At 64.1% G+C, this 25,539-nt stretch carries 23 protein-coding genes; 5 read left to right on the top strand and 18 right to left on the bottom strand.

The annotated features are described in order from the left end of the window. Positions 1–31: 31 nt before the first annotated feature. Positions 32–808, bottom strand: coding sequence for a 7-carboxy-7-deazaguanine synthase QueE (locus FGL94_RS03185; protein WP_144920863.1), 777 nt, complete (start codon positions 806–808; stop codon positions 32–34). Then, positions 808–1,269, bottom strand: coding sequence for a 6-pyruvoyl trahydropterin synthase family protein (locus tag FGL94_RS03180; protein WP_144920861.1), 462 nt, complete (start codon positions 1,267–1,269; stop codon positions 808–810). The genes FGL94_RS03185 and FGL94_RS03180 overlap by 1 nt, the downstream gene beginning before the upstream one ends. Before the next feature lie 52 nt (positions 1,270–1,321). Here FGL94_RS03180 and FGL94_RS19025 point away from each other — a divergent pair, with 52 nt between their 5' ends. After that, entirely contained in the window at positions 1,322–1,477 is a 156-nt protein-coding gene (locus FGL94_RS19025; RefSeq protein ID WP_449405025.1) for a DUF7386 family protein, read from the top strand. 16 nt (positions 1,478–1,493) lie between these two features. Here FGL94_RS19025 and FGL94_RS03175 read toward each other — a convergent pair whose 3' ends face one another. Both FGL94_RS03175 and FGL94_RS03170 read right to left on the bottom strand, forming a co-directional pair. Beyond that, complete coding sequence (locus tag FGL94_RS03175) at positions 1,494–1,907, bottom strand: type IV pilin (protein ID WP_144920859.1); 414 nt, start codon at positions 1,905–1,907, stop codon at positions 1,494–1,496. Between the two features lie 425 nt (positions 1,908–2,332). Continuing rightward, positions 2,333–2,755 (bottom strand): type IV pilin, encoded by a 423-nt coding sequence (locus tag FGL94_RS03170; protein ID WP_144920857.1) that lies wholly within the window; start codon positions 2,753–2,755, stop codon positions 2,333–2,335. 481 nt (positions 2,756–3,236) lie between these two features. Between FGL94_RS03170 and FGL94_RS03165 the strand changes: the two genes are divergently transcribed. Next, positions 3,237–5,396 carry a PAS domain S-box protein gene (locus tag FGL94_RS03165; protein WP_144920855.1) on the top strand — a complete coding sequence of 720 codons (2,160 nt, stop codon included), beginning with the start codon at positions 3,237–3,239 and terminating at the stop codon, positions 5,394–5,396. A gap of 76 nt (positions 5,397–5,472) precedes the next feature. Here the strand turns inward: FGL94_RS03165 and FGL94_RS03160 are convergent, their stop codons facing one another. Next, positions 5,473–6,573: a radical SAM protein gene (locus FGL94_RS03160; RefSeq protein WP_144920853.1), complete on the bottom strand. Its 1,101-nt coding sequence runs from the start codon at positions 6,571–6,573 to the stop codon at positions 5,473–5,475. A gap of 138 nt (positions 6,574–6,711) precedes the next feature. Here FGL94_RS03160 and FGL94_RS03155 point away from each other — a divergent pair, with 138 nt between their 5' ends. After that, complete coding sequence (locus tag FGL94_RS03155; RefSeq protein ID WP_144920851.1) at positions 6,712–7,140, top strand: universal stress protein; 429 nt, start codon at positions 6,712–6,714, stop codon at positions 7,138–7,140. Positions 7,141–7,302: 162 nt separating this feature from the next. On the opposite strand, the gene FGL94_RS03150 is transcribed toward FGL94_RS03155, so the two are convergent. From FGL94_RS03150 to FGL94_RS03125, 6 genes are all read right to left on the bottom strand, one after another. Beyond that, positions 7,303–8,337, bottom strand: a complete 1,035-nt coding sequence (locus FGL94_RS03150) for a tyrosine-type recombinase/integrase (protein WP_144920849.1) — start codon at positions 8,335–8,337, stop codon at positions 7,303–7,305. After that, positions 8,330–8,710 carry a DUF5805 domain-containing protein gene (locus FGL94_RS03145; RefSeq protein ID WP_144920847.1) on the bottom strand — a complete coding sequence of 127 codons (381 nt, stop codon included), beginning with the start codon at positions 8,708–8,710 and terminating at the stop codon, positions 8,330–8,332. The genes FGL94_RS03150 and FGL94_RS03145 overlap by 8 nt, the downstream gene beginning before the upstream one ends. 678 nt (positions 8,711–9,388) lie before the next feature. After that, positions 9,389–10,294 (bottom strand): hypothetical protein, encoded by a 906-nt coding sequence (locus FGL94_RS03140; RefSeq protein ID WP_144920845.1) that lies wholly within the window; start codon positions 10,292–10,294, stop codon positions 9,389–9,391. 86 nt (positions 10,295–10,380) lie between these two features. Continuing rightward, on the bottom strand, positions 10,381–11,976 hold the full coding sequence (locus FGL94_RS03135; RefSeq protein ID WP_144920843.1) for a hypothetical protein: 1,596 nt from the start codon (positions 11,974–11,976) through the stop codon (positions 10,381–10,383). Between the two features lie 108 nt (positions 11,977–12,084). Beyond that, positions 12,085–12,918 carry an MBL fold metallo-hydrolase gene (locus tag FGL94_RS03130; protein WP_144920841.1) on the bottom strand — a complete coding sequence of 278 codons (834 nt, stop codon included), beginning with the start codon at positions 12,916–12,918 and terminating at the stop codon, positions 12,085–12,087. A 268-nt stretch (positions 12,919–13,186) separates the two neighbouring features. After that, complete coding sequence (locus FGL94_RS03125) at positions 13,187–13,615, bottom strand: hypothetical protein (RefSeq protein WP_144920839.1); 429 nt, start codon at positions 13,613–13,615, stop codon at positions 13,187–13,189. An 840-nt stretch (positions 13,616–14,455) separates the two neighbouring features. On the opposite strand from FGL94_RS03125, the gene FGL94_RS03120 reads away from it, so the two are divergent. Further along, positions 14,456–16,354, top strand: a complete 1,899-nt coding sequence (locus tag FGL94_RS03120) for a transposase (protein ID WP_206664907.1) — start codon at positions 14,456–14,458, stop codon at positions 16,352–16,354. A gap of 272 nt (positions 16,355–16,626) precedes the next feature. Here the strand turns inward: FGL94_RS03120 and FGL94_RS03115 are convergent, their stop codons facing one another. From FGL94_RS03115 to FGL94_RS03095, 5 genes are all read right to left on the bottom strand, one after another. Further along, positions 16,627–17,964: a glutamate-5-semialdehyde dehydrogenase gene (locus tag FGL94_RS03115; protein ID WP_144920837.1), complete on the bottom strand. Its 1,338-nt coding sequence runs from the start codon at positions 17,962–17,964 to the stop codon at positions 16,627–16,629. Then, a complete protein-coding gene (gene proB, locus FGL94_RS03110; protein WP_144920835.1) occupies positions 17,957–18,841 on the bottom strand; it encodes a glutamate 5-kinase in 885 nt (294 codons plus the stop codon). The genes FGL94_RS03115 and proB overlap by 8 nt, the downstream gene beginning before the upstream one ends. Then, on the bottom strand, positions 18,831–19,607 hold the full coding sequence (gene proC / locus FGL94_RS03105; RefSeq protein WP_144920833.1) for a pyrroline-5-carboxylate reductase: 777 nt from the start codon (positions 19,605–19,607) through the stop codon (positions 18,831–18,833). Before proC ends, proB begins: the two co-directional genes overlap by 11 nt. A 98-nt stretch (positions 19,608–19,705) precedes the next feature. After that, positions 19,706–20,701, bottom strand: a complete 996-nt coding sequence (locus FGL94_RS03100) for a glycosyltransferase family 4 protein (protein ID WP_144920831.1) — start codon at positions 20,699–20,701, stop codon at positions 19,706–19,708. Between the two features lie 37 nt (positions 20,702–20,738). After that, positions 20,739–21,608, bottom strand: a complete 870-nt coding sequence (locus FGL94_RS03095) for a hypothetical protein (protein WP_144920829.1) — start codon at positions 21,606–21,608, stop codon at positions 20,739–20,741. Between the two features lie 190 nt (positions 21,609–21,798). On the opposite strand from FGL94_RS03095, the gene FGL94_RS03090 reads away from it, so the two are divergent. After that, entirely contained in the window at positions 21,799–22,812 is a 1,014-nt protein-coding gene (locus tag FGL94_RS03090) for a lysylphosphatidylglycerol synthase transmembrane domain-containing protein (protein ID WP_144920827.1), read from the top strand. 57 nt (positions 22,813–22,869) lie between these two features. On the opposite strand, the gene FGL94_RS03085 is transcribed toward FGL94_RS03090, so the two are convergent. Continuing rightward, entirely contained in the window at positions 22,870–24,231 is a 1,362-nt protein-coding gene (locus FGL94_RS03085) for a sulfatase (RefSeq protein WP_144920825.1), read from the bottom strand. 49 nt (positions 24,232–24,280) lie between these two features. After that, a complete protein-coding gene (locus FGL94_RS03080) occupies positions 24,281–25,447 on the bottom strand; it encodes a glycosyltransferase family 4 protein (RefSeq protein WP_144920823.1) in 1,167 nt (388 codons plus the stop codon). Positions 25,448–25,539 lie beyond the last annotated feature (92 nt).

The following is a 25,539-nucleotide window of genomic DNA, read 5'->3' as shown; positions in this document are numbered from 1 at the left end:
CTACCCCGACCGGACTGGTCCAGTACAACGCTCATGTTCCCGGTGCGTCGTTCCATAGGTCCACGTGCAGTCGCGGCGTGTACCGGTAGCCGTACTCCGTCGCCAGCTCGGCGACCTCGCTTCGCGTCCCGTCGAGTTGCTCGCGCGTCATGCCCTCCGGCATCAACAACACGTCGTCGTCCGCCACGGTCGTCGACGTCGCCGCCCGCACTCGATCAACCAAGTCCGTGATCTCTGGGAGGTCCGTCTCGTCCGTCACGACGAACTTGAGCTGCGTCTCGTAGTCGTCGACCATCCGGGAGAGCGCGTCCATATCGATCCGGTTCTGTTCGTGTTGCTCTTCGAATTCGCCGTCGCCTTTCGGGTCACGATCCGGCGTCGGCGTGCTGCTTGCCAACTTCGGGCTGATACTCGCCAGATCGATGGGAGCATCCCGGTAGATCGTTCCGTTCGTCTCCACCGTCGTGTGGTACCCTTCAGCGGCCAGCCGTTCGAGGAGCTCGACTGACTCCTCGTGAATGAGTGGCTCCCCGCCCGTGAGCACGACGTGGTCGGCCTGCTCGTGGGAGTGGACTTCCTCGATGATCGAGTCGACGTCGCGCCACGCCCCAGTCGGCTCCCACGAGGTATGGTACGAATCGCAGAACCAACACCGCAGATTACACCCTGACGTTCGCACAAACACGGACGGAACACCTGCAAGCGTTCCCTCGCCCTGCAGCGAGTAGAACACCTCGTTGATCGGGAGGCCCTCACCAGCCGCATCAGCGTCCGTTACGGGCTCCTCGATATCGCTAGCGACCGGCATCAGTAGGCCGCACAGAGCTCGCCGGTTTCGCTCACCGACACCGACACGTCCGAGACGGTGTCCGGGAACTCGTCGAGCATGCGTTGTTCGAGGAGGACGCTCATCACCTCGGCCGTCGGTGGGTGGTCCAACACGACGAGGGCGTCGCCGTCGCCGGACGCCTCGAACGCGTCGACGAGCGGGTCGCCCTCCTCAACGAGGAACCGGTGGTCCCACGCGTCGATGACGTCCGTGACGTCGCCTTTGTCGACGACCCAGCCCTCATCGGTGAGTTGGCCGGTCACTTCGACGGTGATCTCGTAGTTGTGGCCGTGCGGCCGCGAGCACTTCCCGTCGTGATGCAGGATTCGATGGCCCGAGCTGATTCGAACCGGGTTATTCTCCCCGATCAGCAGCGTTCGTTGGCCTGCTTTCCGAAGCACATCTGCTTCGGATTCGTCTCTCGATATACTTTGAGCCATACTCGGAGAATATCTGGAGAATGTATAAATATTGAGTTTCGTTACTCAATCGATGAAACAGCAAAATCTTGTCGCCCACCGGAATCCACAGTCGAAAGAGAACGTCCGCGACGCTCGTGACGAATTCGATCCGGCGGCAACCCAGCGATTCAACGCCGCTATGCTCGGGTTGCGGTATCGGACAACAATCGAAAGCCGCTGGAGATAATAAAGGGACTACGGGATTAGCTGAAGTCGTACGTCTCCTGGTAGATCGCGCTTCCACTCGGATCGTGGATTATCCGGACTACAGACTCTCCGGCGGGACTGATACTGGTGACATTTACGCTCTTCTGTTGACCACTTTCCCAAGGTCCGTCACCAAAGCCATCGGTCCCTCTCTCACCGTCAATCGAAATCGTGAGATCCGATGCTTCAATCGATTGTCCGCCAGTTTTGGTTATGTTGACGTGTGACGTATTATTCCCGTCAATTGTGAAGCTCGCCTGTGGCGCAGTGTCTCCTAATTGGTCGCCGAGTCCGAGAACGAACGTCCCGATAACGGCGGCCAGAATCACGGTAATTGCGACCATGAGAATGACGCCGATGACGGGGCTCACTGCACGGTCTTCCGCGTTGGATTGATTGGTTGGTTTCATTGTTTGAACCCAGCGGTTCACCGGGGAACGGAGTAACCCATTCCGATCGGTTGCTGGCTAATTATAAAGACGGAAAGGCCGCTTATGTATTTAATGGCATGAATATCAGGGGTGAAAATTGGGGTGGTAGAGTCAAAACAGTTGATATGTACTCCAGATCTATCGGACCCATGGCCCAAGCCTCTCCCGGATTTACAGCGATCGGGCGTGCCCGGACCCATGGGAGATGTCCTCGATTTCTGCACCTTGATTACGCCGCAATCGTGCACCTCACACGGTTCAAATCGAACACATATCTAGTTCTCGGCGAATTAAATCCGGCGACGATCCAGCGGTTCAACACCCGGTACAGGGCACAGATAGAAAGTCGATGGAGATGAGATGTATTTCAAAACGGATGCGTGTTACCGCGCTAGCAGCAGCAGCTAGGCCGGGATATCAACGGTATCTTGATAGATTGCACTACCACTGGGGTCATGGATAAGCCGAACGGTAGCTCCATCAGTTCCATTAGAGACTCCGTGCGGTATCGATTTTGAAGCCCCTGACTTCCAAGTAGAATTACCACTAAATGTTTCAGCATCCTGTCGGTCGCCGTTGACCGAGAGAGTAAGATCGGATTTGTCAATATCCTGTCCGGCTGTCTTCGCGATCGTTATACTACTGTTGTTAACGGTTTCAACTGTGAAGCTCGCCTGCGGCGCAGTGTCTCCCAACTGGTCGCCGAGTCCGAGTACGAACGTCCCGATGACGGCCGCCAGAATCACAGTGATTGCGACCATGAGGATGACGCCGATAACGGGACTCACTGCACGGTCTTCCGCGTTGGATTGATTGGTTGGTTTCATCGTTTGAATCCAGCGGTTCACCGAGAAACGGACTGTCCGTTCCGATCGGTTGCTGGCTAGGTGCAGGGAAGGGGAGTTCGCTTATGTAGTTAATGGCATGAATATCAGAGGTGAAATTTGAGAGGGTAGAGTCAACTTCGTTGACGTGTGTTCGGGACTCATAGAGCCCACCAGTCCCTCTCCCGGACCTATCCTCTCCGAGGGCTTCCGAGTCTAGGCCGCGAAAGACACGTTCAGGCACTACGCACCGAAGTTTGAAGACCCGATCTGACCGGGGAAAGCGACGCAGCTACCGGGTCGGCCGCGTTCAGAGCGCTCCGCGGAGAGCCCGGGTCACCCTACGAGCCGCAGTATCAGTCATCCTGTTCGGAACCGGCGATCAGTTGCGAGCGGTCGGCCGTGACGGAACGGGCGTGTCGCCTGCCGAGGGTCTCGACGGGACAGTAATAAGACAATTAACGCGTCCCCGCAACTAGCCGGTATGAACGGCGAGGGCGACGTCCGGATGGACTCGACGGTGCTTCCGGACTCGAAATCAATCGAGATCCTTCATATCGACGACGACGCCGACTTCGCCGACCTCGTCTCTACCTTCCTCGAACGCGAACGCGACGCCTTTAGCGTCCGCACCGAAACGGACCCCCGAGACGCGCTCGACGCGCTCGACGAGGACGGGTCGGCTATTGACTGCATCGTGAGCGACTACGACATGCCGGCGTTGGACGGCTTGGAGGTCTTAGAGCGCGTCCGCGATTCCCGTCCGGACCTCCCGTTCATCCTCTTCACCGGGAAGGGAAGCGAGGAGATCGCGAGCGAGGCCATCACGGCGGGCGTCACGGACTACCTCCAGAAGGAAGGCGGGACCGAGCAGTACGGCGTCCTTGCCAATCGCGTCCAGAACGCCGTCGAGGGGTACTGGGCTGAGCGGTACATGAATCGCGGCCTCGAAGCCATCGAGACCGCCCGGGACGGGATCAGCATCCTTGACAGTGACGGTCGAATCGAGTACGTGAACACCGCCTACGCGGAGATTCTCGGATATGACCGCGAGGAGCTCGTCGGCCGTCACTGGGAGTCGCTCTACGGTGACGACGAGGACGTCGATCACGTCTACGATGTGGTTCTCCCGGAGGCGCGTGGCGGGCAGTGGGACGGTACCACATCGTTCGTCCGGGCGGACGGCGAGACGATCGACGTCGAGCACACGCTCTCGTACACCGACGACGACTCGCTGATCTGTACGCTCACTCGGTCGGAAGCGGCCGACGCAAACGCGTCGAACGTCTCGGCGAAAGTGCGGGCGATGGACGAGGCGCCGATCGGGATCGCACTCACCGACCCCGATCGGGAGGACAATCCGATCATCTACGTGAACGACGAGTTCACGGCGCTCACCGGCTACGAGAGAGACGAGGCCGTCGGGCGGAACTGCCGGTTCCTCCAGGGCGACGCGACCGACGACGAGCGGGTCGCAACCCTCCGAGAGGCGATCGACAATCGGGAGCCGGTGACGGTCGAACTGCGGAACTACCGGAAGGACGGCACGGAGTTCTGGAACCGCGTCCGCATCGCTCCGATCTTCGACGCCGACGGCGACCTCGATCTGTTCGTCGGGTTTCAGGACGATATCACGGAGCGCAAACGGTACGAACGGCAGTTGGAGTCAACCTCCGCGCGTCTCGAAGCGCTCTTCGAGCACTCGCCGGACATGTTCGCGGTCCACGACATCGACGGCACAATCCGGGACGTCAACCAGCGGCTCTGCGACGAACTCGGGTACAGCGAGCCGGAACTCCTCGGGCGGAAGGTCTGGGACATCGACCCCCTGGCCGACCCGGACCGTGCGTCGTCGTTCTGGGAGACGCTCCCGCCGAATTCACCTCACCGGTTCGAGGCCGAACTCGAGCGGAAGGACGGGTCCACGTTCCCGATCGAGGTCCACCTCATTCGGCTCAACCTCGACGGCGAGGACCGCTTCGTGGCGATGGACCGAGACGTGAGCGAACAGAAGCGGCGCGAGCGCGCCCTCGTCCAGCAGAACGAGCGGTTAGATCGGTTCACGAGCGTCGTGAGCCACGACCTGCGAAACCCGCTGCGGGTCGCGGAGGGGAACCTCGAACTGCTGCGAGACGACTGCGACGGCGACCGCGTCGACAAGATCGGCGACGCGTTGGGGCGCATGGACGCCCTGATCGAGGACCTACTGACGCTCGCGCAGGCTGGCGAGGAGGCGATGGATATCGGAACGGTCCCGTTGTCGGACCTCGCTCGGACGTGCTGGGGATCGCTGCCGACGGAGGACGCGACGCTCGCGGTCGAGACGCGGCGCACCGTCGAGGCGGACCGCGACCAGCTCCAGCAGCTCGTGTCGAACCTCCTCCAGAACGCCGTCGACCACGGCGGTCCGGACGTGACGGTGACGGTCGGCGACACCGACGACGGCTTTTATATCGCCGACGACGGGGTCGGACTCCCCGAATCGGAACGCGCGGACGTGTTCGAAGCGGGATACACGACCGCCGAGGACGGGACGGGATTCGGACTCGGAATCGTCAAAGAGATCGTCGACCGACACGACTGGACGATCACCGCGACGAACGGCCCCGACGGCGGCGCCCGCTTCGAGATCGACACCACGTGACCGCGCCCGTCTGCCCTTATAAATGCGGTGTCGCGGACGGCCTCGTCGGGCCCCGCCGAGCGACCGCGTTCCCGGGTCAGTCGGCGGCGTCCGGCACGCCCGTCGATCCCGAACCCCCGCCGAGCGTCGGCGGCAACTCGCCGTCGTACCCCTCGGGAACGTACGGGCAGAGCGGGTCGCTCTCCAGCGGGTCCCCCGTCGTCGCGAACGCCCGCGAACGGCTCCCGCCGCACACCTGCCGGAACTCGCAGGCGCCGCACTTCCCCTTCAGCCGGTCCGGCTCGCGGAGGGACTCGAACAGCTTCGAGTTGCGATAGATGTCGACGACCGACCGGTCCCGGACGTTGCCGGCGGACTCCGGCAGGAACCCGGACGGGTACGTCTCGCCGGTGTGGCTCACGAACGCGAATCCGCGGCCCGCGGTGATGCCGCCGCGCCGCCGGACCGCACCCTCGTCTCCGTCGGACTGGAGTCCGACCCGGCGATAGAAGGGCGCCTCGGTCGTCTTGACGCCGAACGGCTCCGCCTCGGCGACGCCGTGGAGCCACTCCATCACGTCCTCGGCCCGCTCCGGCGGGATGGGATCGAGGATCCGGCCCCGACCGACGGGGACGAGGAAGAACACGCTCCAGAGGACCGCGCCGAGGTCCCGCACGCGGTCGCGGATCGCGGGAAGTTCGTCGACGGTCTCCGCGCAGACGGTCGTGTTGACCTGCAGCGGCAGTCCCGCGTCGGACGCCGCCTCCGCCGCCCCAAGCGTGCTCTCGAAGCTCTCCTCGCCGCGGAACCGGTCGTGGCTCTCGCGCGTCGCGCCGTCGAGGCTCAGTGCCATCCGCCGGATTCCGGCGTCGGAGAGGCTCTCGACCCGGTCGGGCGTTAGCGACCGCGTCCCGCTGGGGGTGATCGTCATGCGGAGCCCCTGGTCGTCGCCGTACGAGACCAGCTCCAGTAGGTCGTCTCTGGCGAGCGGGTCGCCGCCGGAGAGCACGACGAGCTGGCCGTCGCCGAACGACGCCGCGTCGTCGAGGAGCCGCTTCCCCTCCTCGGTCGTCAGCTCGTCGGGGTGACGGGCCGGCTTCGCGTCGGCGCGACAGTGACGACAGGCGAGCCCGCACGCCTGCGTCACCTCCCAGATGAGAACCAGCGGCCGCCGGTCCGTGTCGAGATCGTCGAACATCGGCTTACTCGTGCTTTCGTTCCCATCCGTTTGGGTACTGTCCCGAACGTGTTCACCCTTGAACCGGTCCTGATAGGCCGTCCCGAGCAGCTCCCCGAGGAGCACCGGTTTGATACCGTCACCCGCCGAAAGCGACGTATGACCGACTCCGTCCTCGTCGCGATGGACGACTCGCCGCTGGGCCGCGAGGCGCTCGCGGTCGCCCTCGAAACGTTCCCGGACGCACGGGTCACCGTCGTCCACGTCGCCTTTCCCGACTTCGACATGCTCCCCGAAGACACGGAGGAAGCCTTCGGCGCCTCGCTCGACGAGCTCGACGACGTGGGCGACGAGACCGCGGCGTCGGTGTTCGAGACGGTCCGCGAGGTCGCCGACGGCCGCGACGTGGCGGTCACCTTCCTCACGGGCGAGCCGGAGCGCCGAATCGCCGAGTACGCAGACGAGGGGGAGTTCGATCACGTCGTGCTCGGCACCCACGGTCGCTCGGGGCTCTCGCGGGCCCTGATCGGAAGCGTCGCCGAGGCCGTCACACGGGAGACCGCTGTGCCGACGACGCTGGTGAAGTGAGCGAACCGGGTCCGCTCCTGAGGGACGGAACCGGCACGCGCGATCCTCCCACCGGACAATAAATCGATATAGCGATATACAATATATCTGGCGTCCCTCGAACACGAGATCCGTCGTGTTCTCGACGACGAAATACGGTGACGACGATTCGCGGTCCGATCGCTATCCCAACAACTGGTACACGTTTGCTTCGTACGTCTCGCGGACCTGATCGCCCCAGTTGTGGGTGTACGTGTCGATCACGTCGTCGGCGACGTCGCCCCGGAGGTACTTGACGACGCCGCGGTCGCCGGTCCGATCCCGGAGGTGCGTCGTGAAGAAATGCCGGAAGTAGTGCGGTGTGACGTTCTCGGCGGCGCCGCCGCCCGTGCGGTACCACCCCGCGTCGCGGGCGTAGCGCTCGACGACGTGTCTGACCGCCTGCGGATCGAGCCGCTCGCCCCACCCCTCCGCGGTGCCGACGAACAGCGGTTCCGCGTCCGAGGCGCCGTCCGGACGCACGGCGAGCCACCGCTTCAGCGTCCGCTCCAGCTCGTCGTCGACCGGAATCACGGTGGCACGCTTGCGCTTGTTCGACGCGGTGCGGACCGCTCCGTTCAGCTCCTCGCCCACCGCCGCGTCCGGGGTGACGTACAGCGAATTCGGCCGGTCCGCGAGGGCCGGTCGCGACCCGAGCTCGAACGCCTCTCTGACCTCCTCGTCGTCGATCGCGAGATCGCGGAGATCGAGGTTACAGAGCTCTCCGACCCGCATTCCGGTCTTCAACAGCGTGACGACGAGCGCGCGGTGGAGAGGATGCCGAATCCCGGCGACGAACTCGCGCATCGCCGGGATCGACACGTCTCGCCGCGCGGGGTCCTTATCGACCGTCTCGTCCATCTCCTCCATCACCAGCGTCATCGGGTTCCCCTCGAAGACGCCGACCTCGGTCATGTACCCGTAAAACCGATGCAGATACGCCGCGTACGTCGCCACCGTGCTGTCGGCCACGTCGCCGCGCAGCGAGTGGACGAACGCCATGCAGTCGCGGTGAGTAGCCGAGTCCGGTGTCGTCTCTTGGTCGAGAAACGATTCGAACTGACGGAGCACACGTTCATAGGAGTCGCGGGTCCGCTCGGTCTTCCCGTGATAGGTGAGGTCCTCGATGAAGTACCCGATCGGGTCGTCGACCTCGGCGGGGGCTCGCGTGCTACTCATCGATCAGCGTGTATCCCCCTTCCCGACCGTTGTACCGGACGCGGTTGCGATCCTGGAGCGAATCGAGCGCGTCCTCCAAGCGACCCTCGAAGTCGTCGAACACGTCGTCGACGAGCTCCTCCCACGAGAGCACCCCGTCGGCGAGCGCCGCTTCGACCCGCCTTTCGAGGTCGCTACCCCTGGGGTCAGACCCCGACGGATCGGGTTCGACGGGATTTCCGCCCCCGTCGATCGAGAACCCACGTCTCCCGGCCTGTACCATGGTTCTGACGAACTCGCTTTGAGACATTCCCAACTCGTCGGCGTGGTCCTGCCAGATCGCCTTCTGGTCTTCGGGAACGTACGTCTTCACGGAGCGGCGGTCGTCGCTCATCTCTCGATCCGGGCTTCTCGGGCCGCCACCTTCAATCTATCCCACAATTCGGGATAAGTGACCTTATACAGTACTGTAGTGCTGTGAAAGCCACCGAAAATACAATGTACCTCATTTTCTAGTACTAGACAGATCAATATATAGTACTAGAAACATAGATATAAATATCACCGACCGATTGAACCGATCTGGCTCCTCGTTCGTCGGCGGATAATGTACGAGTGGCGGCAGATCAATCGGGCGGTGGCAACGAGGGGATCAGCTTGGTCGCCTCCGATCGCCGGCGAGCGATGTTCGTCTCGTGCGGCGCCACCGTCGTCGAGTCCGATCGGCAGCTACCCGTTACGCGTGCAGTGTCCGATACGCACTGCCCCTGCAGCCCGACCGTGGTGGCTCCATCGGGTGGGCCGCGGCGTCGCGTTCGACTCACGGCAGTCAGCTGCAGCCAGTCCGGATCGACGTGCCCGGTCCCGCGTTTCTTCGGAGCGTCGATACCGCTCAGCTGCCACTGACGGGAGTCGCGTCTTCAACATGGGTGAGCGCGTCACGACGCCGCAACGGCCTGTCACGACGCGAGCATCCGGTCACTCGGTCGCTCTCTCCCGCACCGGTTTGGGGTGCGTGGGTGCGATCGATCGCCAACGAGTATATCACATACCGCTATAGACAGTGCAGGAGTCAGATCCGGATCTCCGAGGACGACTCTTCGACCGCGAGGGCGTCGAGCGCGCGCTTGACGATGGGATCGTGTTCGGCCGCGTTCTGCATCAGCACGGTCTCGCTGGGGAAGAGGTGTTCCCCGACGACGAGCCCGTGTTCGCGGGCCGTCGACCCGGTGACCGTGAGGTAGACGCCGAGCCCGGTCCGGGCGATGGCGGCCTCCTCCTCCTCGTTCGGGTTCGGATAGACGAACTCGGCGCCCTCCAGCGCGTCCGTTCCCAACACGGCGGTGACGAGCCGTTCGTATCGCGGCGAGATACACAGCGGGCCCTCGTACTCCGAGACGAACTCCCGATCGAGGTCGACTCCCGGTTCGATCCCCTCCGGCCGACCCATCAGCGTGTGATAGACGGTGTCTCCGAGCCCGTTCACCACGCGGACGTCGGTGTCGACGGGGTCGATCCGCTCGTTGATGTCGGCGATCTGGCCGAGACCCTCCGGTCGGATCCCGACGACCTCCTCCAAGACGAGGTCGGCGGAATCGAATCCGAGCGCGAACTCGTGGGTCCGAAGGGCTCGGAACGGCTCCTCGCGACCGACGAGTTTCAGCGTCACCTCGCCGAGGTCGACGGTGGCCGCGTCGAAAACGATTCGTCGGGGTTTACCGTTCCGGTCGTCCCGCAGGAGCGTGAACTCGGGCTGGTACGGGTCGTCGGGATCGGAGTACTCAGTCAGCCGCTCGTACGGGCCGTCTTCGGCGTCGACGCGCCCCTTCGTGACGGCCTTTTCGTACCGAAGGGTGTTGCTCACGCGGTCCGCGAGCCCGTCGAGCCGGTCGTCGGGGCCGACGGCCGCGATCCGTTCGAGGACCGCTTCGAGCGGTCGGCCTTTCCGCGGCACGGCGACCGGTACCGGTTCGCTCATTACCGGACGTGGACCGCCGCGGGTAAAACGGGTTGCGCTTTTCGTTCGGGACGAGCGCGCCGTCGTGAGTCCGTGTCGGCCCCGAATTACGGACCGAAGGCCTCGTTGAGCCGCTCTCTGAACGCTTCGAGCTCTTCGAGGTGGTCGTTGATCGCGTCGAGTTCCGCCTCCACGTCGTCGAGGTCCTCGCCGAGCCGGTCCTCGATGTCGGTCAGCCGGGTGTCGACCTCCGCGAGGTCGTCCCAGAGGTCGTCGAACTCCTCGTCGAACCGCCCCATGCGGGCCTCTACGTCGTCAACCCGGTCCTCGGTCGCCTCCAGCCCCGCGGCGGCGTCGTCGACCTCCTCGTACAGCGTCTCCACGTCGTCGCCCAGGTCGTCGACCGTCTCGTCGAGGCCGGTCGTCTCGTCGTCGAGCCGCGACACGTCGTCGGTGACGCCGTCGACGGTCTCCTCGACGTTCGCGACCGACTCCTCGACGCCGGAAACGTCCGATTCCACGCCCTCGACCCGATCGTCGACGCCCTCGACGCGCTCGGAGACGCCCTCGACTTCGTCGGTCACCGACGCCACCGACTCGTCGACCTGCGAGACCGCCTCGCGCAAGTCGTTCCGGTCAGCGTCGGCGGACGCGAGCCGGTCGTCGATCGCGGCCATCTCGGACTCGACCGCGTCGACCTTCTCGTCGAGGTCGTCGAGAATCTCGCGGGCGGTCCCCTCGCCGTCGATGAACTCCGCGAGCGCGTCGGCGTACGCCTCGATGTCGGCGACGCTCGACTGGAGGCGGGCGATCCGCACGTCGACGCTGTGGGGAACGCCAACGTCGAGTTCGGAGCGGAGGGTTTCGAGGTCGTCGTCGTTCACGTCGCCGGCGCGGATCTCCGAGGCGAGCGCCGCGGCGAGGCCCTCCTTCGGGACGGATTCGCGGGCTTCCGGCTCGGACTCCGCCGGCTCGTCTTCGTCGCCGGTCCCTGACGCGTCCTCCGCCTCGTCGATCACCGACTCGTCTGCATCGGACTCGGCCGCCTCGGGCTCGTCCGCCGCGGACTCCTCGTCGTGCGAGGTGACCGCGGCGGTTCCCGCGACGACCTCCCTCGGTTCGGGGGCCTCTGTGTCGCGGGGTTCCTCGCCGCTTTCGGCGGCCTCAGACGCTTCCCCGGCCGGTTCGTCGGCGACGGCTTCGGGCTCGTCTGACTCGGAGGACTCCGAGCCCTCGGCCGCGAGCGGCTCCTCCATCCCGGGGAGCGTCGCTCTGTCGCCCGAGAGCACCTCCCTGACGGCGTCGGTGTCGCCGGCGCCGAGGACGTCTTCGATCTCCTCGCCGACCGGGACGTGTTCGATCACCGGCGTTCCGAGGAAGCCGTCGAGCTCGGGGTCGTCGTCGCGGATGCCGAACACCGTCTCGATCTCCTCGTCGGGATCGATCACGCGCTCGAACTCCACGCGGTGGTCCTTGTAGGCGGTCCAGTTCTCGCTCTCGTACTCCGGGTGGAACCCGATCCGGTCCATCGGGAACGATTCGGGGATCCGGTCGACGATGCGCACGCGCACGGGGTCCTCGCGGGTCGAGGAGAGTTCGTACATCACCGCGGGCACGGGGAACGCGTCGTCCGTGAAGGACTTCTCGACGCGTATACCGTCCTCGTCGACGGTCGTCATCGCTTCTGCCGTCCGTTCGCTCATACGGAGACCCTCCCGGAGCAGGGGCTTAAATTCCACGGGCCGGGTTTCGTCGTTGATAACCACCGATCGGTGAAAAAACGCGATGTCGGCCCTATCGAAGTCGAAAAACTACAGATCGATCCGGTCACCGATCTCGACAATTTCCAGCCGATTCGGATGCGAGCGACTGCGGGTGTGCTCGTGGAGCGCGGTCGGGTCCGCGGTCAGCCCCTTCCACATGTCCCAGTGGGTCGGGACGAGACGGTCGAGCGAGAGGTCCTCGGCGGCGGCCGCGATCTCGTTTTCGTCGCTGTACCACTTCGTCTCGACCTCCTCGCCCGTCTCCTTGTCCGGAACCCTACCGACGGATCCGAACGCGAGGATTCCGAGATCGATATCGAACTCGTCGGCGAGCGTCGAGAACGACTCCGAGGGCTTGCTGTCGCCGGCGTGGAACAGGGTCCCCGACTCGTGTTCGATCACGTAGCCGACCGGGTGCGTCGCGTCGGCGTCCTGCGTTTCGACGACGTGAACGGTGAACTCGCCGACCTTCAGTTCGTCGCCCTCGGTCACTTCGAGGAACGCCTCCTCGTCGACGTCCCAGTTTTCTGTCCAGCGCTCCTCCTCGCGGGCGACCGCGAGCGAGTCGTCGGGCGCGACGAAGTCGGCGTCGGTGTTCGCGAGGATCGGCGCCTGCGAGGGGCCGTGGACGTGGTCCGTGTGCTCGTGGGTCGCCAGCACGGCGTCCGCCTCGTCGATGTCGTCGGGGGCGAACGGGACCGGGATCATCCGGACCGTGCGCGGCGGGTCGCCGGTCCCGACGTAGGGGTCGATCCAGAGGACCGTTCCCTCGCTCCCCTTGATCGCGAAGCCGTTACAGCCCAGGTACCACAGCGCCACCGTGTCGGGATCGGCGTCCGTCACCGCGCGCGGCAGCCAATCCCCCCAGTCGGAGTCGGTCATGTGTCTCGCTGCGAGGGCGCGAAGGGTAATGATTCCGGAGTTTGCCGGAATAGTGACCTGCAGAGGACGACAGTAGTCTGTCCGGGAGGCATCACATAAATCGCATGCCGCTATACAAAATTCGATCGACTGAAGACGGGCACGTACAGGATAATCGCTTGGATTATAATGGTTTTAACCCCCGTCAATCGATAATAGCGACTCTGTTGAAATCCTCTTCTTCAGATATATTCTTGCCTGAAACAGCCGGTCGCTGAAGAGTGCTAATTCAGCACTGGGAATCAGCCATTTTCACCGTATCGTTTCCACCGAATCCAATATTAATGTCAATTTCTTCCTCTATCTGCTGTTTATCGCGGCCTACACAGTCCATAGTCGCTGTAAGGGTCTCTACCTCGGTTCCATCGAGAAACAGGGAAACGGTATATGACATTCCCTTCGGCACGTTTGAGATGGCAGTTGATTCAGTGTGTACGTACGGGTCTGCTCCGCTTGCACTCGGCAGGTCATACGTCTTCTCGAAATCCGACCGCCCGGTAACCCGGATCTCGATTCGAGCTTCGTAGGCTTCGTCTGTATAATTACGGAGCCGGAATCCAAGTGTCCCGACGAACGGTACTGATGTACAGCCAGCAAGCCCTATGAGGCCGATTAGACCGCCAGATCTGAGAAATTGCCGGCGTGACGGATCGCACATTTATTTTTCACTGATCTACAGGAACACAAAGGCTTTCTGATAAACCTATAATCTATACTAAACTTTCTATGTTCATCTGTACTGAGCGATTCGTGAGTTCCCTGTATTGACCGCAACCGGGTCAGAATATGTCACCTGTTGAGGATTTCAACATAGCCATTCTCGCCTAAAACAGCCGGTTGATGAGAGCTGCTTATTGAATCCGGTTACGCGTCCTGTTCATCTCAAACCTCGCTGAAACCTCGTCCGATCAAGTACCCAACTACTGTAATCACGCCAGATACGATTGCTCCGGTGACAAGTGGAAATATGAAAGCGGTCGGGTTTGCCATGATTGGGATGAACAGATTGAGTGTGAAACCAAAACATGGACCGAATGTGAGTATCCAATTCCCAACGAGATCTGCACCCTGAAACGCTCGCAAGACAACGATAATAGTAATAAAGAGCGCACCACCGTAGACAATAGCCGATTGTACTGAAGTCGAGGGTTCCAAGTCCCAGACTCGCAACCCAGTCAACGTCCCAAGAACAAAGAGAAACGCGGCTATAGCCACTATAATCTCACTTGTTCGCTTGTTCAAGAGCATATAAATTTGTCTTGTCTTACATTACGTATGCCTTGTGGGTCAAACTGGGATGGTCTAAGCGATCTGCGAGTTTCCTGTACTGAACGAACTACGCATCTCTATTCGAGATCGCATCTGTAACTTACTGGATTCCTCGCGAGATGAATCGAGATAGCTGCTGCTAATCTGTTGAAGACGGCGCTATCACTTGGTTTCATCGGTGAATTGTACCTGCCATTTTTATACTCCAGAGATACTGGTTTCTGTCAAAGTGTCAGCACCCACGAGCGCCCCACCGGGAAGCAAAATCGGCTTCTACAAGAACTGGAAGCCGGATCCGGACGAGTACGACGAGGCGTTCAGTAGGGTCACGTTCGAGTTCGTTCTTTCGTACAAGCAAGATGACCGTCCTCGCGTTGCCAAACTGGCCGCCGAGACATCCATCAGTATCTACGACTTCGAAGACGACGATTCGCAGCCGACGTTCGATGAACGCGCGGATTGGCACCACAACACCGTCTCGATGAACATATGGATCCGGGCGCACGCCTACCGGATCGCACGCGACTGGCAAGAGACGAAACTGGCCAGATGGTTCGACGAGAACCAGCACCTTGCCCGCGAGTTCGGGTTCGCTGACGACGGCGAGGGCCTCAATCGCTTCCAAGCCGACCCACCGTCGCAGTCCCGGCTGTGGGAAGTGTGGAACGAGGAGTTCACGCCGGTCGTCCGCGAAGCGTCGAAGCGACTCGCCAAGAAGTTGTTCCTCAAAGCATACGAACATGCGCTGCCACTGCCGAACCCCACGTTCGAGCGGGAGGACCGCGAGATCGAGAGCGAATGCGGCGAGCAGCGGCTCGTTCGCGAGAAGACGAAGGAGGTCTGGCAGCAGGCGAAGCCGTTCGTCACAGACTCTTTCTACCTGAAGCGGGCGGAGAACTGGCAGGTTCACGAGAACGCATTCTGGGAGCAACACACGTTCATGGGCATGCGCGAAGACATGTTTGCGCAGTCCGGCCAGCACTCTTTTGCAATTGACTCTGGGCGCGACCGGACACCCTCCGCGTCGAACCACCGCCACCAAGTCAAGAAGCTCTCCGTTGAGGAGACGCGAGAGATGCTCCGGAACACGACCCGCGCGCTGATCACTCGGGCGCGGCACAACGGAGAACTTGACCGGAGAATCTCAGTCGCCATCGACATCACGAAGGGAAACCCGTTCACGGGCGACCGCGACGGCCACGAAGACGTGATCCTCGGCTACAAGAACGCGGAGTACCACTACCAATGGGCGACGATTCAGGTCGTCGGCATGGACGTTCCCTTGGTCCTCGACGCTATTCCGGTCGAACGCGGCGACACGAGAGCCGAAATCGTGGACGACCTCCTCGGGAATGCGACCGACATGCTCACCAACATCTCGCTGGCCATGATGGACCGAGAGTTCGACAACGACGATGTGAAAGACGTTTGCAGCAACCACAGCATCTACTACCTCAATCCAGCTCGGAAACACGCCTCCGAGAAGGCCACCTGCACGCAACTCCGCGATGCGGGGAGGAAGGTGAAGGTCGAAGAACAGGGATCGCTCACAGGGTCAAACCGAAAGCGGATGTACCTCCCCGCGAGGAACCGCGAGTTATTCGCGACCGACGAGACGCCCGATCCCGACGACGAGCCGGACACACGGCAAGAACTCGTCAGCGAGTTCGCGGACATCGGTGGCGATTCCGAGGAACGGGGCGAGATGTTCAGCGACCTACTGGACGATCTCCATGAGGAGGAAGGCGAACTGCGTGGGAACGAAGACGACACTCGGGCATACGCGTTGTTCGAGACGAACCACCCTGACCTCGACGGACTCTCCGACGCCGACAAACAGACGCAGCTCCAGCAGGTTCGGAGTGTCGTCAGTCGTTACTCAGCGCGGTGGGGCATCGAGAACGGCTACAAGAAGTTGAAGAAGTTCCGCGTCCGCACGACATCGAAGGACCCGCAGTACCGCTTCTTCAACTTCGCATTCGCGTGCGTCCTCTACAATGTCTGGCGGCTCGTTGACCTCCTGGTGAAGATTGCTCTGGAGGATGACCCCGACTACGCACCACGCGTCGACGCCAACCAGTTCCTCACGCTCGCGAAGCAGTTCTACGGCCTCGAACCGCCAGACTGACACCCTTTTCCCTCGTGTTCTCCCTCGCTGAATAGCCACAGGCTTCATTTTATACCCCGATTTTTGACGTTAATAGCGGATCCGTGAGCGGTGATCGGCGTCAACCGTCGTCCCGCCCGTGTGGAGAGTTACTTCTGCCAATCAGTGCCGCAAAAAATTGGGCCGATTCTACCGATGATTTACTTAAATGCCTGCCTTCTACGATCGAGCGCGAGTCCGAATGTGATACAGAAACGCCGGAACGGCGAGTCGCGAAAACCGAAGGAGAACGTCTACTTCCCGCCGAACTCCCACTCGGCGTCGAGTTCGCGGTGGGCGAAGGGGAGCGCGTCCTCGCCGCTGTAGCTCGCGACGAGGTGGCCGTCGCCCTCCAGGTAGTACTTGTAGGTGGTGAGCCCCTCCAGTCCGACCGGACCACGCGCGTGGATCTTGCCGGTCGAGATGCCGACCTCGGCGCCGAGCCCGTAGCGGTAACCGTCGGCGAAGCGCGTCGACGCGTTGTGGAAGACGCTCGCGGCGTCGATACCGGTCATGAACGCGTCGGCGGCCGCCCGGTCCTCCGTGACGATGGACTCGGTGTGTTTCGAGCCGTGCGCGTTGACGTGCTCGACCGCCTCGTACACGTCGTCGACGAGCTTGATCGACAGTTCGAGGTCGCCGTACTCCGTGTCCCAGTCGTCGTCCGTCGCCGCGCCGACGTCGACGACTTCGCGAGTGGCTTCGTCCCCGCGGAGCTCGACGCCCGCCGCCTCGTAGCGATCGACGAGGTCCGGGAGGAGTTCGGACGCGACCGAGTCGTTCACGAGGAGCGTCTCGACCGCGTTACACACCGCCGGGTACTGGACCTTCGCGTCGAAGGCGACGTCGGCGGCCATCTCCAAGTCGGCGTCGTCGTCGACGTAGACGTGACAGATCCCCTCCGTGTGACCGAGTACGGGGATCTGGGTGTTGTCTTGGATGTACGAGACGAAATCGGAGGAGCCCCGCGGCATCACCAGATCGACCTGGTCGTCGAGTTCGAGGAGCCGATCGACCTCCTCGTGGGCCTCGACGAGCCCCGCCCAGCCGTCGGGAAGGTCCGCGGTCGCCTCGCGGATCACTCGGTGGAGCTCGCGGTTCGACTCGCTCGCCTCGCTACCTCCCTTGAGGATGACGGCGTTGCCGGACTTCAGCGCGAGCGCCGCGATCTGGACGAGCGCGTCCGGCCGCGACTCGAACACGGTCGCGACCACGCCGATCGGCACCGACACGCGGAACAGCTCCAGCCCCTCGTCGAGCTCCCGAGCGGCGAGCGTCCGGCCGAGCGGGTCCTCCTGTTCGGCGACCGACTCAACCATCCCGGCGATGTCGTCGAGCTTCGCGGCGTCGAGCTTCAGGCGGTCGACGAGCGCCTGCGTGTACTCGCCGCGCTCCAGCATCTCCTCGGCCGTCTCGACGTCCCGCGCGTTCGCGTCGAGGATCGCCGACTCGTTCGCGCGGAGCGCGTCGGCGATCGACCGGAGCGCGTCGTTCCGCGTCGACTCGTCGGCGTTGGCGAGCCGCAGGGCGGCGCGCTGTGACTCCTCGGCCAGTTCGTCGGTGTCGCGTTCGATATCGGTCGTCTCACTCATTCGTCTCACCCGCTGTCGGCACGAATAGCGTGCCCGTCGGTTTACCGGCTGCGATCCGATCTAGCACGTCCGGAGTGGCGGAGCCGGCGATCACGGCAGGGGTGCCGTTCTCGGCCACGTCTCGGGCGCCCTCCACCTTCGTTCGGATCCCGCCGAAGTCGGTGGCCGTGCTGTCACCGATCAGCTCCCGGACCGCGTCGTAGTTCGTCCCGACGGCCTCGATGGCGGTCGCCTCCGGGTCGCGCTTGGGGTTCCCCGTGTACACGGCGTCGACGTCGGTGAGCGTGACCAGCAGGTCGACGTCGAGCGCGATCGCCGCGGACGCCGACAGCATGTCGTTGTCGCCGATCCGGAGCTCGTCGGTCGCCACTGCGTCGTTCTCGTTGATAACGGGCACGACGCCCCACTCCAGCAGGGTCTCGACGGTCTTCGTGAAGTTGTCGAACCGCTCTGGCGCGTCGAGGTCGGCGCCGGTCACGAGGATCTGTGCGACCGGCTGTTCGTATCGGTCGAAGCTCTGCGTGTAGTGGCGCATCAGGAGGCTCTGGCCGACAGTCGAGAGCGCCTGGCGCTCGTCGATGATGTCGCTCCCACGGTCGATGTCGACGTCGACGATCCCCTCGCCGTTGCCGAGCCGGCCGATACCGGCGCCGACGGCGCCCGAGGAGACGAGGACGACCTCCTTGCCGCGCCGGCGCAGGTCCATCACGTCGGCGACGAGCTTGTCGAGCTTCACCCGGTCGAGTCGCGACTCCTCGTCGGTCAGGGAGTTGGTCCCCGCCTTCACCACCACGCGGTCGGCCTCCGCGGCCGCGGCCCGCGCGCGGTCGACGGCGTCCGAGTCCAACTCTCCGACCGCGACGCCGTCACTCGTCATCGAACGCCTCGGCCAGCTCCCGCGAGCGCCTCTCGGCCGCCGCGACGGCGTCGACCACCGCCTCGTCGGCGTCGCTGTCCCAGAGGACCTCCATCCCCTCTATCGTCGTCCCGTTCGGCGAACAGACCGCGTCGATGAGCTCGTCGACGCTCCGGTCGTCCCGGAGCACGGTCTCGGCCGCGCCCTTGAACGTCTGGGCGGCTAGCGTCTCGGCCTGCTCGGGGTCGAGTCCGCCGTCGATCCCGGCGTCCTTCACCGCGTCGATGAGGTAGAAGGCGAACGCGGGGCCGCTCCCGTTGACCGCGGTCGAGATGTCCATCAGCGACTCGTCGACCTCGACGAACTCGCCGGCGTCGTCCAGCATGGCCCGGACCTCGTCGGTGAGGCCCTCGTTCGTCGCCGCCGCCGCCATGTCACCGGTCTCGGCCGCGAGGTTGGGCATGATCCGGACCACGCTCGCCGCGGTTCGCTCCGCGACGAACTCGCGGGGAAGCCCCGCGGCCAGCGTCACGAGCTGCTGGTCGGCGCCCAGTTCGAGGTCCGCGAGGACGTGCTCGGCGACGTCCGGCTTCACGGCGAGGACGGCGACGTCGGCCTCTTTCGCCGCGGCGACGTCGTCCGTCGTCACGTCGACGACGTCCTCGACGGCGGCGAGCGCGTCGGGATCGAGGTCGATCGCCGTCAGGTGATACGAGTCGGTTCTCGCGAGGCCACGCAACAGGGCACTCCCCATGTTCCCGCAGCCGATGACGCTCACGCGTGTCATATTACCTGAAGGGAGTACACTCACGAACATACCAACTGCGGTTTGAACAAGATTGCCGCCGGGGGGTCGAAGGGGTTTACGGGCGGGGGATCGGAGAATCAGACCAGCCGTTCGTACAGCGACCGGTACCGCTCGGCGATCGCGTCGAGCGAGAACGACCCGCTGCGCGCCGCCGCGTTCGCTCCGAGTCGTTCCCGGAGCGCGGGATCGGAGAGTCGGCGGATCGCGTCGGCGAACGCCGCGGTCTCGTCGTCCCCGGCGGCGGGATCGATTTTCAAACAGTCCTCGCCGTCGTCGAGCCACGAGAACGTCTCGATGTCGCGGACGACCACGGCCTTCCCGGCGGTCATCGCCTCCAGCAGCGCGATCCCCTCGTTCTCCTCGTGGGTCGGGAAGAGGAACACGTCGCCGGCGGCGAACGCCCCCCGGATGTCGTCGACGAAGCCCGTAAAGGTGCAGTTGTCCGGCGACTCCTCGATGAGGCGTGTGGTCTCGCGGCCTTTTAAGGAGAGGTCGAGCGGCCCGAACCACGCGAAGTCGACCTCGGGCAGTTCGTTGGCCAGATCGACGAACGTCTCCAACCCCTTCCGCTTGATCACGTGGCCGACGAGGAAGACGGTCGGCGGGTCGAGGTCGTAGCGCTCGCGGTATTCGTCCTCCAGCGACTCGAAGCCGGCGAGCTTCTCGCGGTCGACGCCGTTCGAGATGACGGTCGTCGGCGCGTCGGCGTACCCCTCGATCACGCCCCGGTTGTACTCGGAGGGACAGACCAGCGCGTCGGCGAGCCCGTACGCCCGACTGAGATACGGCTTGAGGGGTTTCGCGAGCGCGTTGGTGAATCGGAAGCTGTCGCCGAAGTCCTCCGCGGTGACGTGCGTGTGCGCGACCACGGGGATCCCGCGGTCGCTCGCGCGCTTCGCGTGCCACACCGAGCGCGGCCCCATCAGGTTGCAGTGGAGCACGTCGGCGTCGAGCGTGGGTTGGGTCGTGTACGCGATCCCCTCGCGGTCGAGCATCTTCCGCTGGTGGACGACGGACTCGTGGATACCCCCGGTGACGCGGTCCTCGAACTCGAAGTAGTGGCTTACCTTCATCGGTGGGGGGCCGAGCGCGTTCGGGCGGCGGGGACGGCTACTCCACTTCCAGCCACGGGACCTCCATCAGCGGCGGGATGTACGTCTCGATGTGGTGTTCCCACACGCCCTCCTCGCCGAACGCCTCGCCGTGGTCGGCGGTGACGACCACCGTGCCGTCGAGCTCCTCGACGAGTTCGGCGACGGACTCCAACGCGATCCGGAGGTTCTCCTCGTAGAGCTTGAGCGCGGTCACACGGGTGCCGTCTTTCACGAGGTCCTTCGGATCGAGCTCCAGCCACAGCCCCGCCTTCTGGGCGAACTCGCTGTCGTCGAGCCGGCTCTCGATCTTCGGCCGGACCGAGTCGCTGAGCGACGAGAGGAGGCCGCCGCCGTCGGCCGCGTCGCCCCCCTCGGCCTCCTCCTCTTCCTGCCGTTTGATCCCCTTCTGAATCTGCTTGAGCTTCTGGCCCTTCCCGCGCGAGAGGTACGGCGCGTGCGGCTGCATGTAGTGGAGCACGGTTCGGTCGGCGCGCTCGACGGCGCCGAGGTTGTTCCGGTACGCCTCCGCGAGCCCCTCCGGCGGGACGGTGCCCAGGTCGTCGTCCCAGCCGGTCTTCCAGACGTCGTGGATATCGCTGATGTGGTCGGAGGCGGTCCACTCGTAGTCGCAGCTCGCGCCCCACTTCAGCTCGTTCAGCGGAATTCCCAGGTCGTTGATGAAGGGGTTCCCCGAGAAGTACGCGATGTCGTGGTCGCCGGTGAACGTTCGGTAGGCCCACTCCGGCGTCGACGATCCGATGGTCCGGCGCTTCTCTAAGTCGCCGTCGAGGTACTCGTCGTACACGTCCTCGAACACGTCGTAGCGGCACGCGTCCAACACCAGACAGTAGTCCCACTCCGATTCGAGGAACCGCTGATCGTCCATAAGTACGCCACCGTATCCCGCCGACGGTTGTATTCTTGTTGGTGCCGTCTCGGGAGGGGTATCCGGCGTGAAACCCCGCTTAGCAGCGGTTAAACGACGTTCCCACGCTCCCCGACCGGTCACGTTCGGGCCTGCTCGGCGAGTGAGAACCGATCAGACGTTTCAAGTCCGCCAGCGTGTCATCTCTCCTATGGACGGGAGCCAGCGGAGGGGACTTGTCATCGGCGGGATCGCTGCGATCGCGGTCCTCGCCGTCCTCTTCGTCGTTGTCGGGGCGGACCGCGTGATCGAGACGCTGCTTTCGGCGGACCCGGCCCTGGTCTCGGCGACGTTCGGGTTCGCGCTCTGCTGGCTGATCGCGTGGAGCCTCATGCTCCGGACCGTGCTCGGCTCGCTCGACGTCCCCCTCTCCGTCGCCACGTCCTTCCTCGTGTACTCCGGAGCCGTCTTCGCCAACAACGTCACCCCGTTCGGGCAGGCGGGCGGCGAACCGGTGGCCGCGGCGCTCATCTCTCGGGCCTCCGGCTCGCGCTACGAGTCGGGCCTCGTGGGAATCGCCAGCGTCGACGTGCTCAACGTCGTCCCCTCCATCTCGCTCGTGCTCCTCGGCGTCGGCTACTACGCCACGACCGCCGCGGTCGGCGAGCGCCTCGAAGTCGCCGTCGGCGTCGCCGTCGCGCTGATCGCGGCGATCGTCACTGGGATCGGCGTCGGCTGGCGGTACCGGCGGGTCGTCGTCGACCGCCTCCCGAGCGCGGTCGGCGGGGTCGCGGGGCGCCTGGACCGCTTCGACGACGACGCCGTCGAGGCCGGGATCGCCAACCGGCTGCGGAACTTCTTCGAGGACATCGAGCGCGTCGGGACGAGCCCCGGGCGACTCGCCGCCGCGGTCGGGCTCTCGCTCTCCGGCTGGCTGTTCCAGGCGGCCGCGCTCACGGTCGCGTTCGCCGCCGTCGGCCATCAGGTGTCGCCGGTGGTCCCGATTTTCGCCGTCCCGCTGGCGTACGTCGCGGGCGCGACCCCGCTGCCCGGCGGGCTCGGCGGGATCGAAGCGGCGTTCGTCGCGCTGCTCGTCCCGACGACCGGCGTCCCGGCGTCCGCGGTCACCGCCGCCGTGCTCGTCTTCCGCGGCGGCGTCTACTGGATGCCGATGGCGATCGGCGGCGTGTCGGCGTCGGTGCTCGGCGTCCGGACGGTCCGATGAGTTCGCGACCGCGCTGGCCGGACGCGGAGCGTTTGTTGATTCCGCGTTTGCGGGCGTTCACTCCAGGTAACCGAGGTCCTCCAACTGCGACTCGATACCCCGGGAGAGGTCCTCCGGGTCCGACTCGTCTTCCGTTCCTCGCTCCGACAGCGCCTCCACATGGCGCTCCATCGCCTCCGAGAACCGGTTCCGTAGCGGCTCCTGATCTCCCGAGAGCTGTCCCCCGTCCGGGCCGAACAGGTACTCCCTGCCGTCCTCGGATCTGACGTATCGGTGTGTGCCGTCGACGAGGACTCGCCATCGCGTGGTCGGCTCACTGGCCCGTCCGGTGTGTGGGACGTAGTCCTCGACGAGGGCGACCTCCTCGCTACACAACGCCGCCGTCGGCGGCAGTTCGGGATCGGTGACGAGATCGGATATCCCCGTCAGCTTCGCGGGGTCCGAAACCCGTTCCGGAGCGTCCTGACCGGGCTGTTTGACGATGAGCGGGACATCCGTGTTGACCCCCCGTGTGGAGTGTGGGGGCGTCCCGTCGCGGTCGAGGTCCCCGAGGTTCTTCCCGTGATCGGAGGCGATCACCACGAGCGTGTCGTCGTACCTCCCGGTCTCTTTCAGTATCGACAGCAACTGGCCGAGCTTTCGGTCCTGGTACCGCAGGCTCGCGTCGTAGAACTCGAGGACACGTTCGCGTCGTTCCGGCGGTAGGTCGTTCCGGCCGAGGACGTACGCGAGGAGTTTCGTGTTCAACAGCCGCGGCTCGATCGGCCCGGGCGGCGAGAGGTCAAGCGCCTCGAAGGCGTCTTTCGGGGGGAAGTAGGGACTGTGTGCCTCCATGAGGTTCAAGAAGGTGAACGCCGGCGGTTCGTCGCCGGCGGTCGCTCGCAGCCACCTGGTCGCACGGTTAACGAGATTCGACGTGAACAACCGTCGTTTTAGCAGGAACACGGGCTGGCGGGCGGCCTGTGCGAGCAGCCCGTGTGCCGCCGAGTACAGTCGGTCCCGCGTCGTCGAGATGTCGGTGTCCCCGTCGACCCCGATCTCGAGGTCCCACTCGACGTACTCGTCGAACCCTCTGTCGATCCCGGACAGCGAGCCGACCCACGGGTTGTTCGAGAATCCGGCGGTCCGGTATCCGTCGGCCGAAAGCCGTTCCGTGAGCGTCTCGATCGACTCGGGGAGCCGCAACGACCGGTCGGAGAAGCCGTTCGTGACGCCGTGCTCGCTCGGAAACAGGCCGGTGAACATCGAACAGTGCGAGGGTAACGTCCAGGGTGCCGCCGTGTACGCATGTTCGAACAGCGTTGCCTCCGATGCGAGCTGGTCGAGGTTCGGGGTCGTCGTACGACCGTGTCCGTATGCGGAGACGCGGTCCCGACGAACCGAGTCGAGAATGACGAACAAGACGTCGGGGTTCTTCATACGGGCGTGGAATCCCGGTATCGGCTTCGTTATGGACTGATTGACGGCGTTACCTCGTCCCAGATCGGGCGAGAACGCGCGTCACGTGTCGCCAGTCCTCGGCTGCGTCGGCGGCCGTGAAGCGGCTTCGAACGCCGTGGGCGTTCGCGCCAAGCCGAGCCCGTCGCTCCGGACTTCTCAGCAGTCCATCGATGGCCGTTGCGAATCCCTCGACGGTCGTCGGGTCAACGATCTGACCGTTCCAGTCGTCGACGATCAGGTCGGCGACGTTTCCGACGGCGGGCGCTACGGGGACGGTTCCGCTGGCCATCGCCTCGATCAGCGTCAACGGAAGCGCATCGCGTTCCGATGTCAGCGCGAATATCGACGCGTCGGCGTACCACGGGGCCGGATCGTCGATCCAGCCCGGCGTGTCGATCACGTCCTCGAGTTCGTGGTGTGCGATCCGCTTTGTGACGGCGACCGAGAGCGGCCCGTCTCCAATGATGACCGCCCGTACCGAGGGATACCGTTCGGCGACTGCCGCGACCACGTCGACGAACAGCACCGGTCGCTTTTCAGCCGTCAATCGGCCGACCCAGAGCAGGTCGTAGGGACGCTCGACGTCGTCTCTTCGGGGGAATCGATCGGCTTCGACCGGGTTCGCCAGGATCGCGGTTCGGTTCCGCGGGACGCCAACCAACCGGTGGAGCCGACGTCTGTGTGTAGGTCCGGGAACCGTCACCGCGTCGAATCGACGGATGAGCCACCTGACCGGGCGACCGTACCACGCGCGGGCGTGCACGTCGATGTCGCAGCCGATAATTCCGAGGTGAGCCGGAATCCCGTTCAATCGAGCGGCGAGAAGTCCGAGGCACCCGTGTGGGAAGAGGGACACGGAGACGACGGCGTCGTAATCTCCCCTGATCGACTCGACTACGGTAAGCAGGGATACCAAGAAGAGGTCTAGGAGACGAACGCCCGTCGAGGGTGGTGCGAGCTGCCTGAACCCGGATACCTCCGGATTTGGACGGGTGCAGACGAGCGTGGTCGTGTCGACGACGTCGGCCAAAGGGGTAATATGCCGCTCTATCTTCTCGATGTTCGTCGGCCCGTACACGGCCAGCACCCGATCGATGTCGTGTTCGACCTCTGAACCGGTCGATTCGGAGTCCGAGGCTGGTATGGGATCGTTCTGCCACTTATCAGATCGGTAGACTCCGTCAGTCGTCGCCATCGTCTCGGGGTTGCGAGCGGTCGGCCATCGTTAGGATGTTGCTACTTCCGGCTCTTCCTCCGTACACACATCGCCGCGCTGATCACGTCCGG

The organism is Halorubrum salsamenti (assembly GCF_007671685.1).
Lineage (GTDB): Archaea > Halobacteriota > Halobacteria > Halobacteriales > Haloferacaceae > Halorubrum > Halorubrum salsamenti.
This window is presented reverse-complemented; position numbering and strand designations above follow the sequence as displayed.

What these genes read in the sequence shown, in the direction of transcription:
- FGL94_RS03185 (WP_144920863.1), bottom strand. Translation starts at nt 808, where the DNA reads ATGCCGGTCGCTAGCGATATCGAGGAGCCCGTAACGGACGCTGATGCG.
- FGL94_RS03180 (WP_144920861.1), bottom strand. Translation starts at nt 1,269, where the DNA reads ATGGCTCAAAGTATATCGAGAGACGAATCCGAAGCAGATGTGCTTCGG.
- FGL94_RS19025 (WP_449405025.1), top strand. Translation starts at nt 1,322, where the DNA reads ATGAAACAGCAAAATCTTGTCGCCCACCGGAATCCACAGTCGAAAGAG.
- FGL94_RS03175 (WP_144920859.1), bottom strand. Translation starts at nt 1,907, where the DNA reads ATGAAACCAACCAATCAATCCAACGCGGAAGACCGTGCAGTGAGCCCC.
- FGL94_RS03170 (WP_144920857.1), bottom strand. Translation starts at nt 2,755, where the DNA reads ATGAAACCAACCAATCAATCCAACGCGGAAGACCGTGCAGTGAGTCCC.
- FGL94_RS03165 (WP_144920855.1), top strand. Translation starts at nt 3,237, where the DNA reads ATGAACGGCGAGGGCGACGTCCGGATGGACTCGACGGTGCTTCCGGAC.
- FGL94_RS03160 (WP_144920853.1), bottom strand. Translation starts at nt 6,573, where the DNA reads ATGTTCGACGATCTCGACACGGACCGGCGGCCGCTGGTTCTCATCTGG.
- FGL94_RS03155 (WP_144920851.1), top strand. Translation starts at nt 6,712, where the DNA reads ATGACCGACTCCGTCCTCGTCGCGATGGACGACTCGCCGCTGGGCCGC.
- FGL94_RS03150 (WP_144920849.1), bottom strand. Translation starts at nt 8,337, where the DNA reads ATGAGTAGCACGCGAGCCCCCGCCGAGGTCGACGACCCGATCGGGTAC.
- FGL94_RS03145 (WP_144920847.1), bottom strand. Translation starts at nt 8,710, where the DNA reads ATGAGCGACGACCGCCGCTCCGTGAAGACGTACGTTCCCGAAGACCAG.
- FGL94_RS03140 (WP_144920845.1), bottom strand. Translation starts at nt 10,294, where the DNA reads ATGAGCGAACCGGTACCGGTCGCCGTGCCGCGGAAAGGCCGACCGCTC.
- FGL94_RS03135 (WP_144920843.1), bottom strand. Translation starts at nt 11,976, where the DNA reads ATGAGCGAACGGACGGCAGAAGCGATGACGACCGTCGACGAGGACGGT.
- FGL94_RS03130 (WP_144920841.1), bottom strand. Translation starts at nt 12,918, where the DNA reads ATGACCGACTCCGACTGGGGGGATTGGCTGCCGCGCGCGGTGACGGAC.
- FGL94_RS03125 (WP_144920839.1), bottom strand. Translation starts at nt 13,615, where the DNA reads ATGTGCGATCCGTCACGCCGGCAATTTCTCAGATCTGGCGGTCTAATC.
- FGL94_RS03115 (WP_144920837.1), bottom strand. Translation starts at nt 17,964, where the DNA reads ATGAGTGAGACGACCGATATCGAACGCGACACCGACGAACTGGCCGAG.
- proB (WP_144920835.1), bottom strand. Translation starts at nt 18,841, where the DNA reads ATGACGAGTGACGGCGTCGCGGTCGGAGAGTTGGACTCGGACGCCGTC.
- proC (WP_144920833.1), bottom strand. Translation starts at nt 19,607, where the DNA reads ATGACACGCGTGAGCGTCATCGGCTGCGGGAACATGGGGAGTGCCCTG.
- FGL94_RS03100 (WP_144920831.1), bottom strand. Translation starts at nt 20,701, where the DNA reads ATGAAGGTAAGCCACTACTTCGAGTTCGAGGACCGCGTCACCGGGGGT.
- FGL94_RS03095 (WP_144920829.1), bottom strand. Translation starts at nt 21,608, where the DNA reads ATGGACGATCAGCGGTTCCTCGAATCGGAGTGGGACTACTGTCTGGTG.
- FGL94_RS03090 (WP_144920827.1), top strand. Translation starts at nt 21,799, where the DNA reads ATGGACGGGAGCCAGCGGAGGGGACTTGTCATCGGCGGGATCGCTGCG.
- FGL94_RS03085 (WP_144920825.1), bottom strand. Translation starts at nt 24,231, where the DNA reads ATGAAGAACCCCGACGTCTTGTTCGTCATTCTCGACTCGGTTCGTCGG.
- FGL94_RS03080 (WP_144920823.1), bottom strand. Translation starts at nt 25,447, where the DNA reads ATGGCGACGACTGACGGAGTCTACCGATCTGATAAGTGGCAGAACGAT.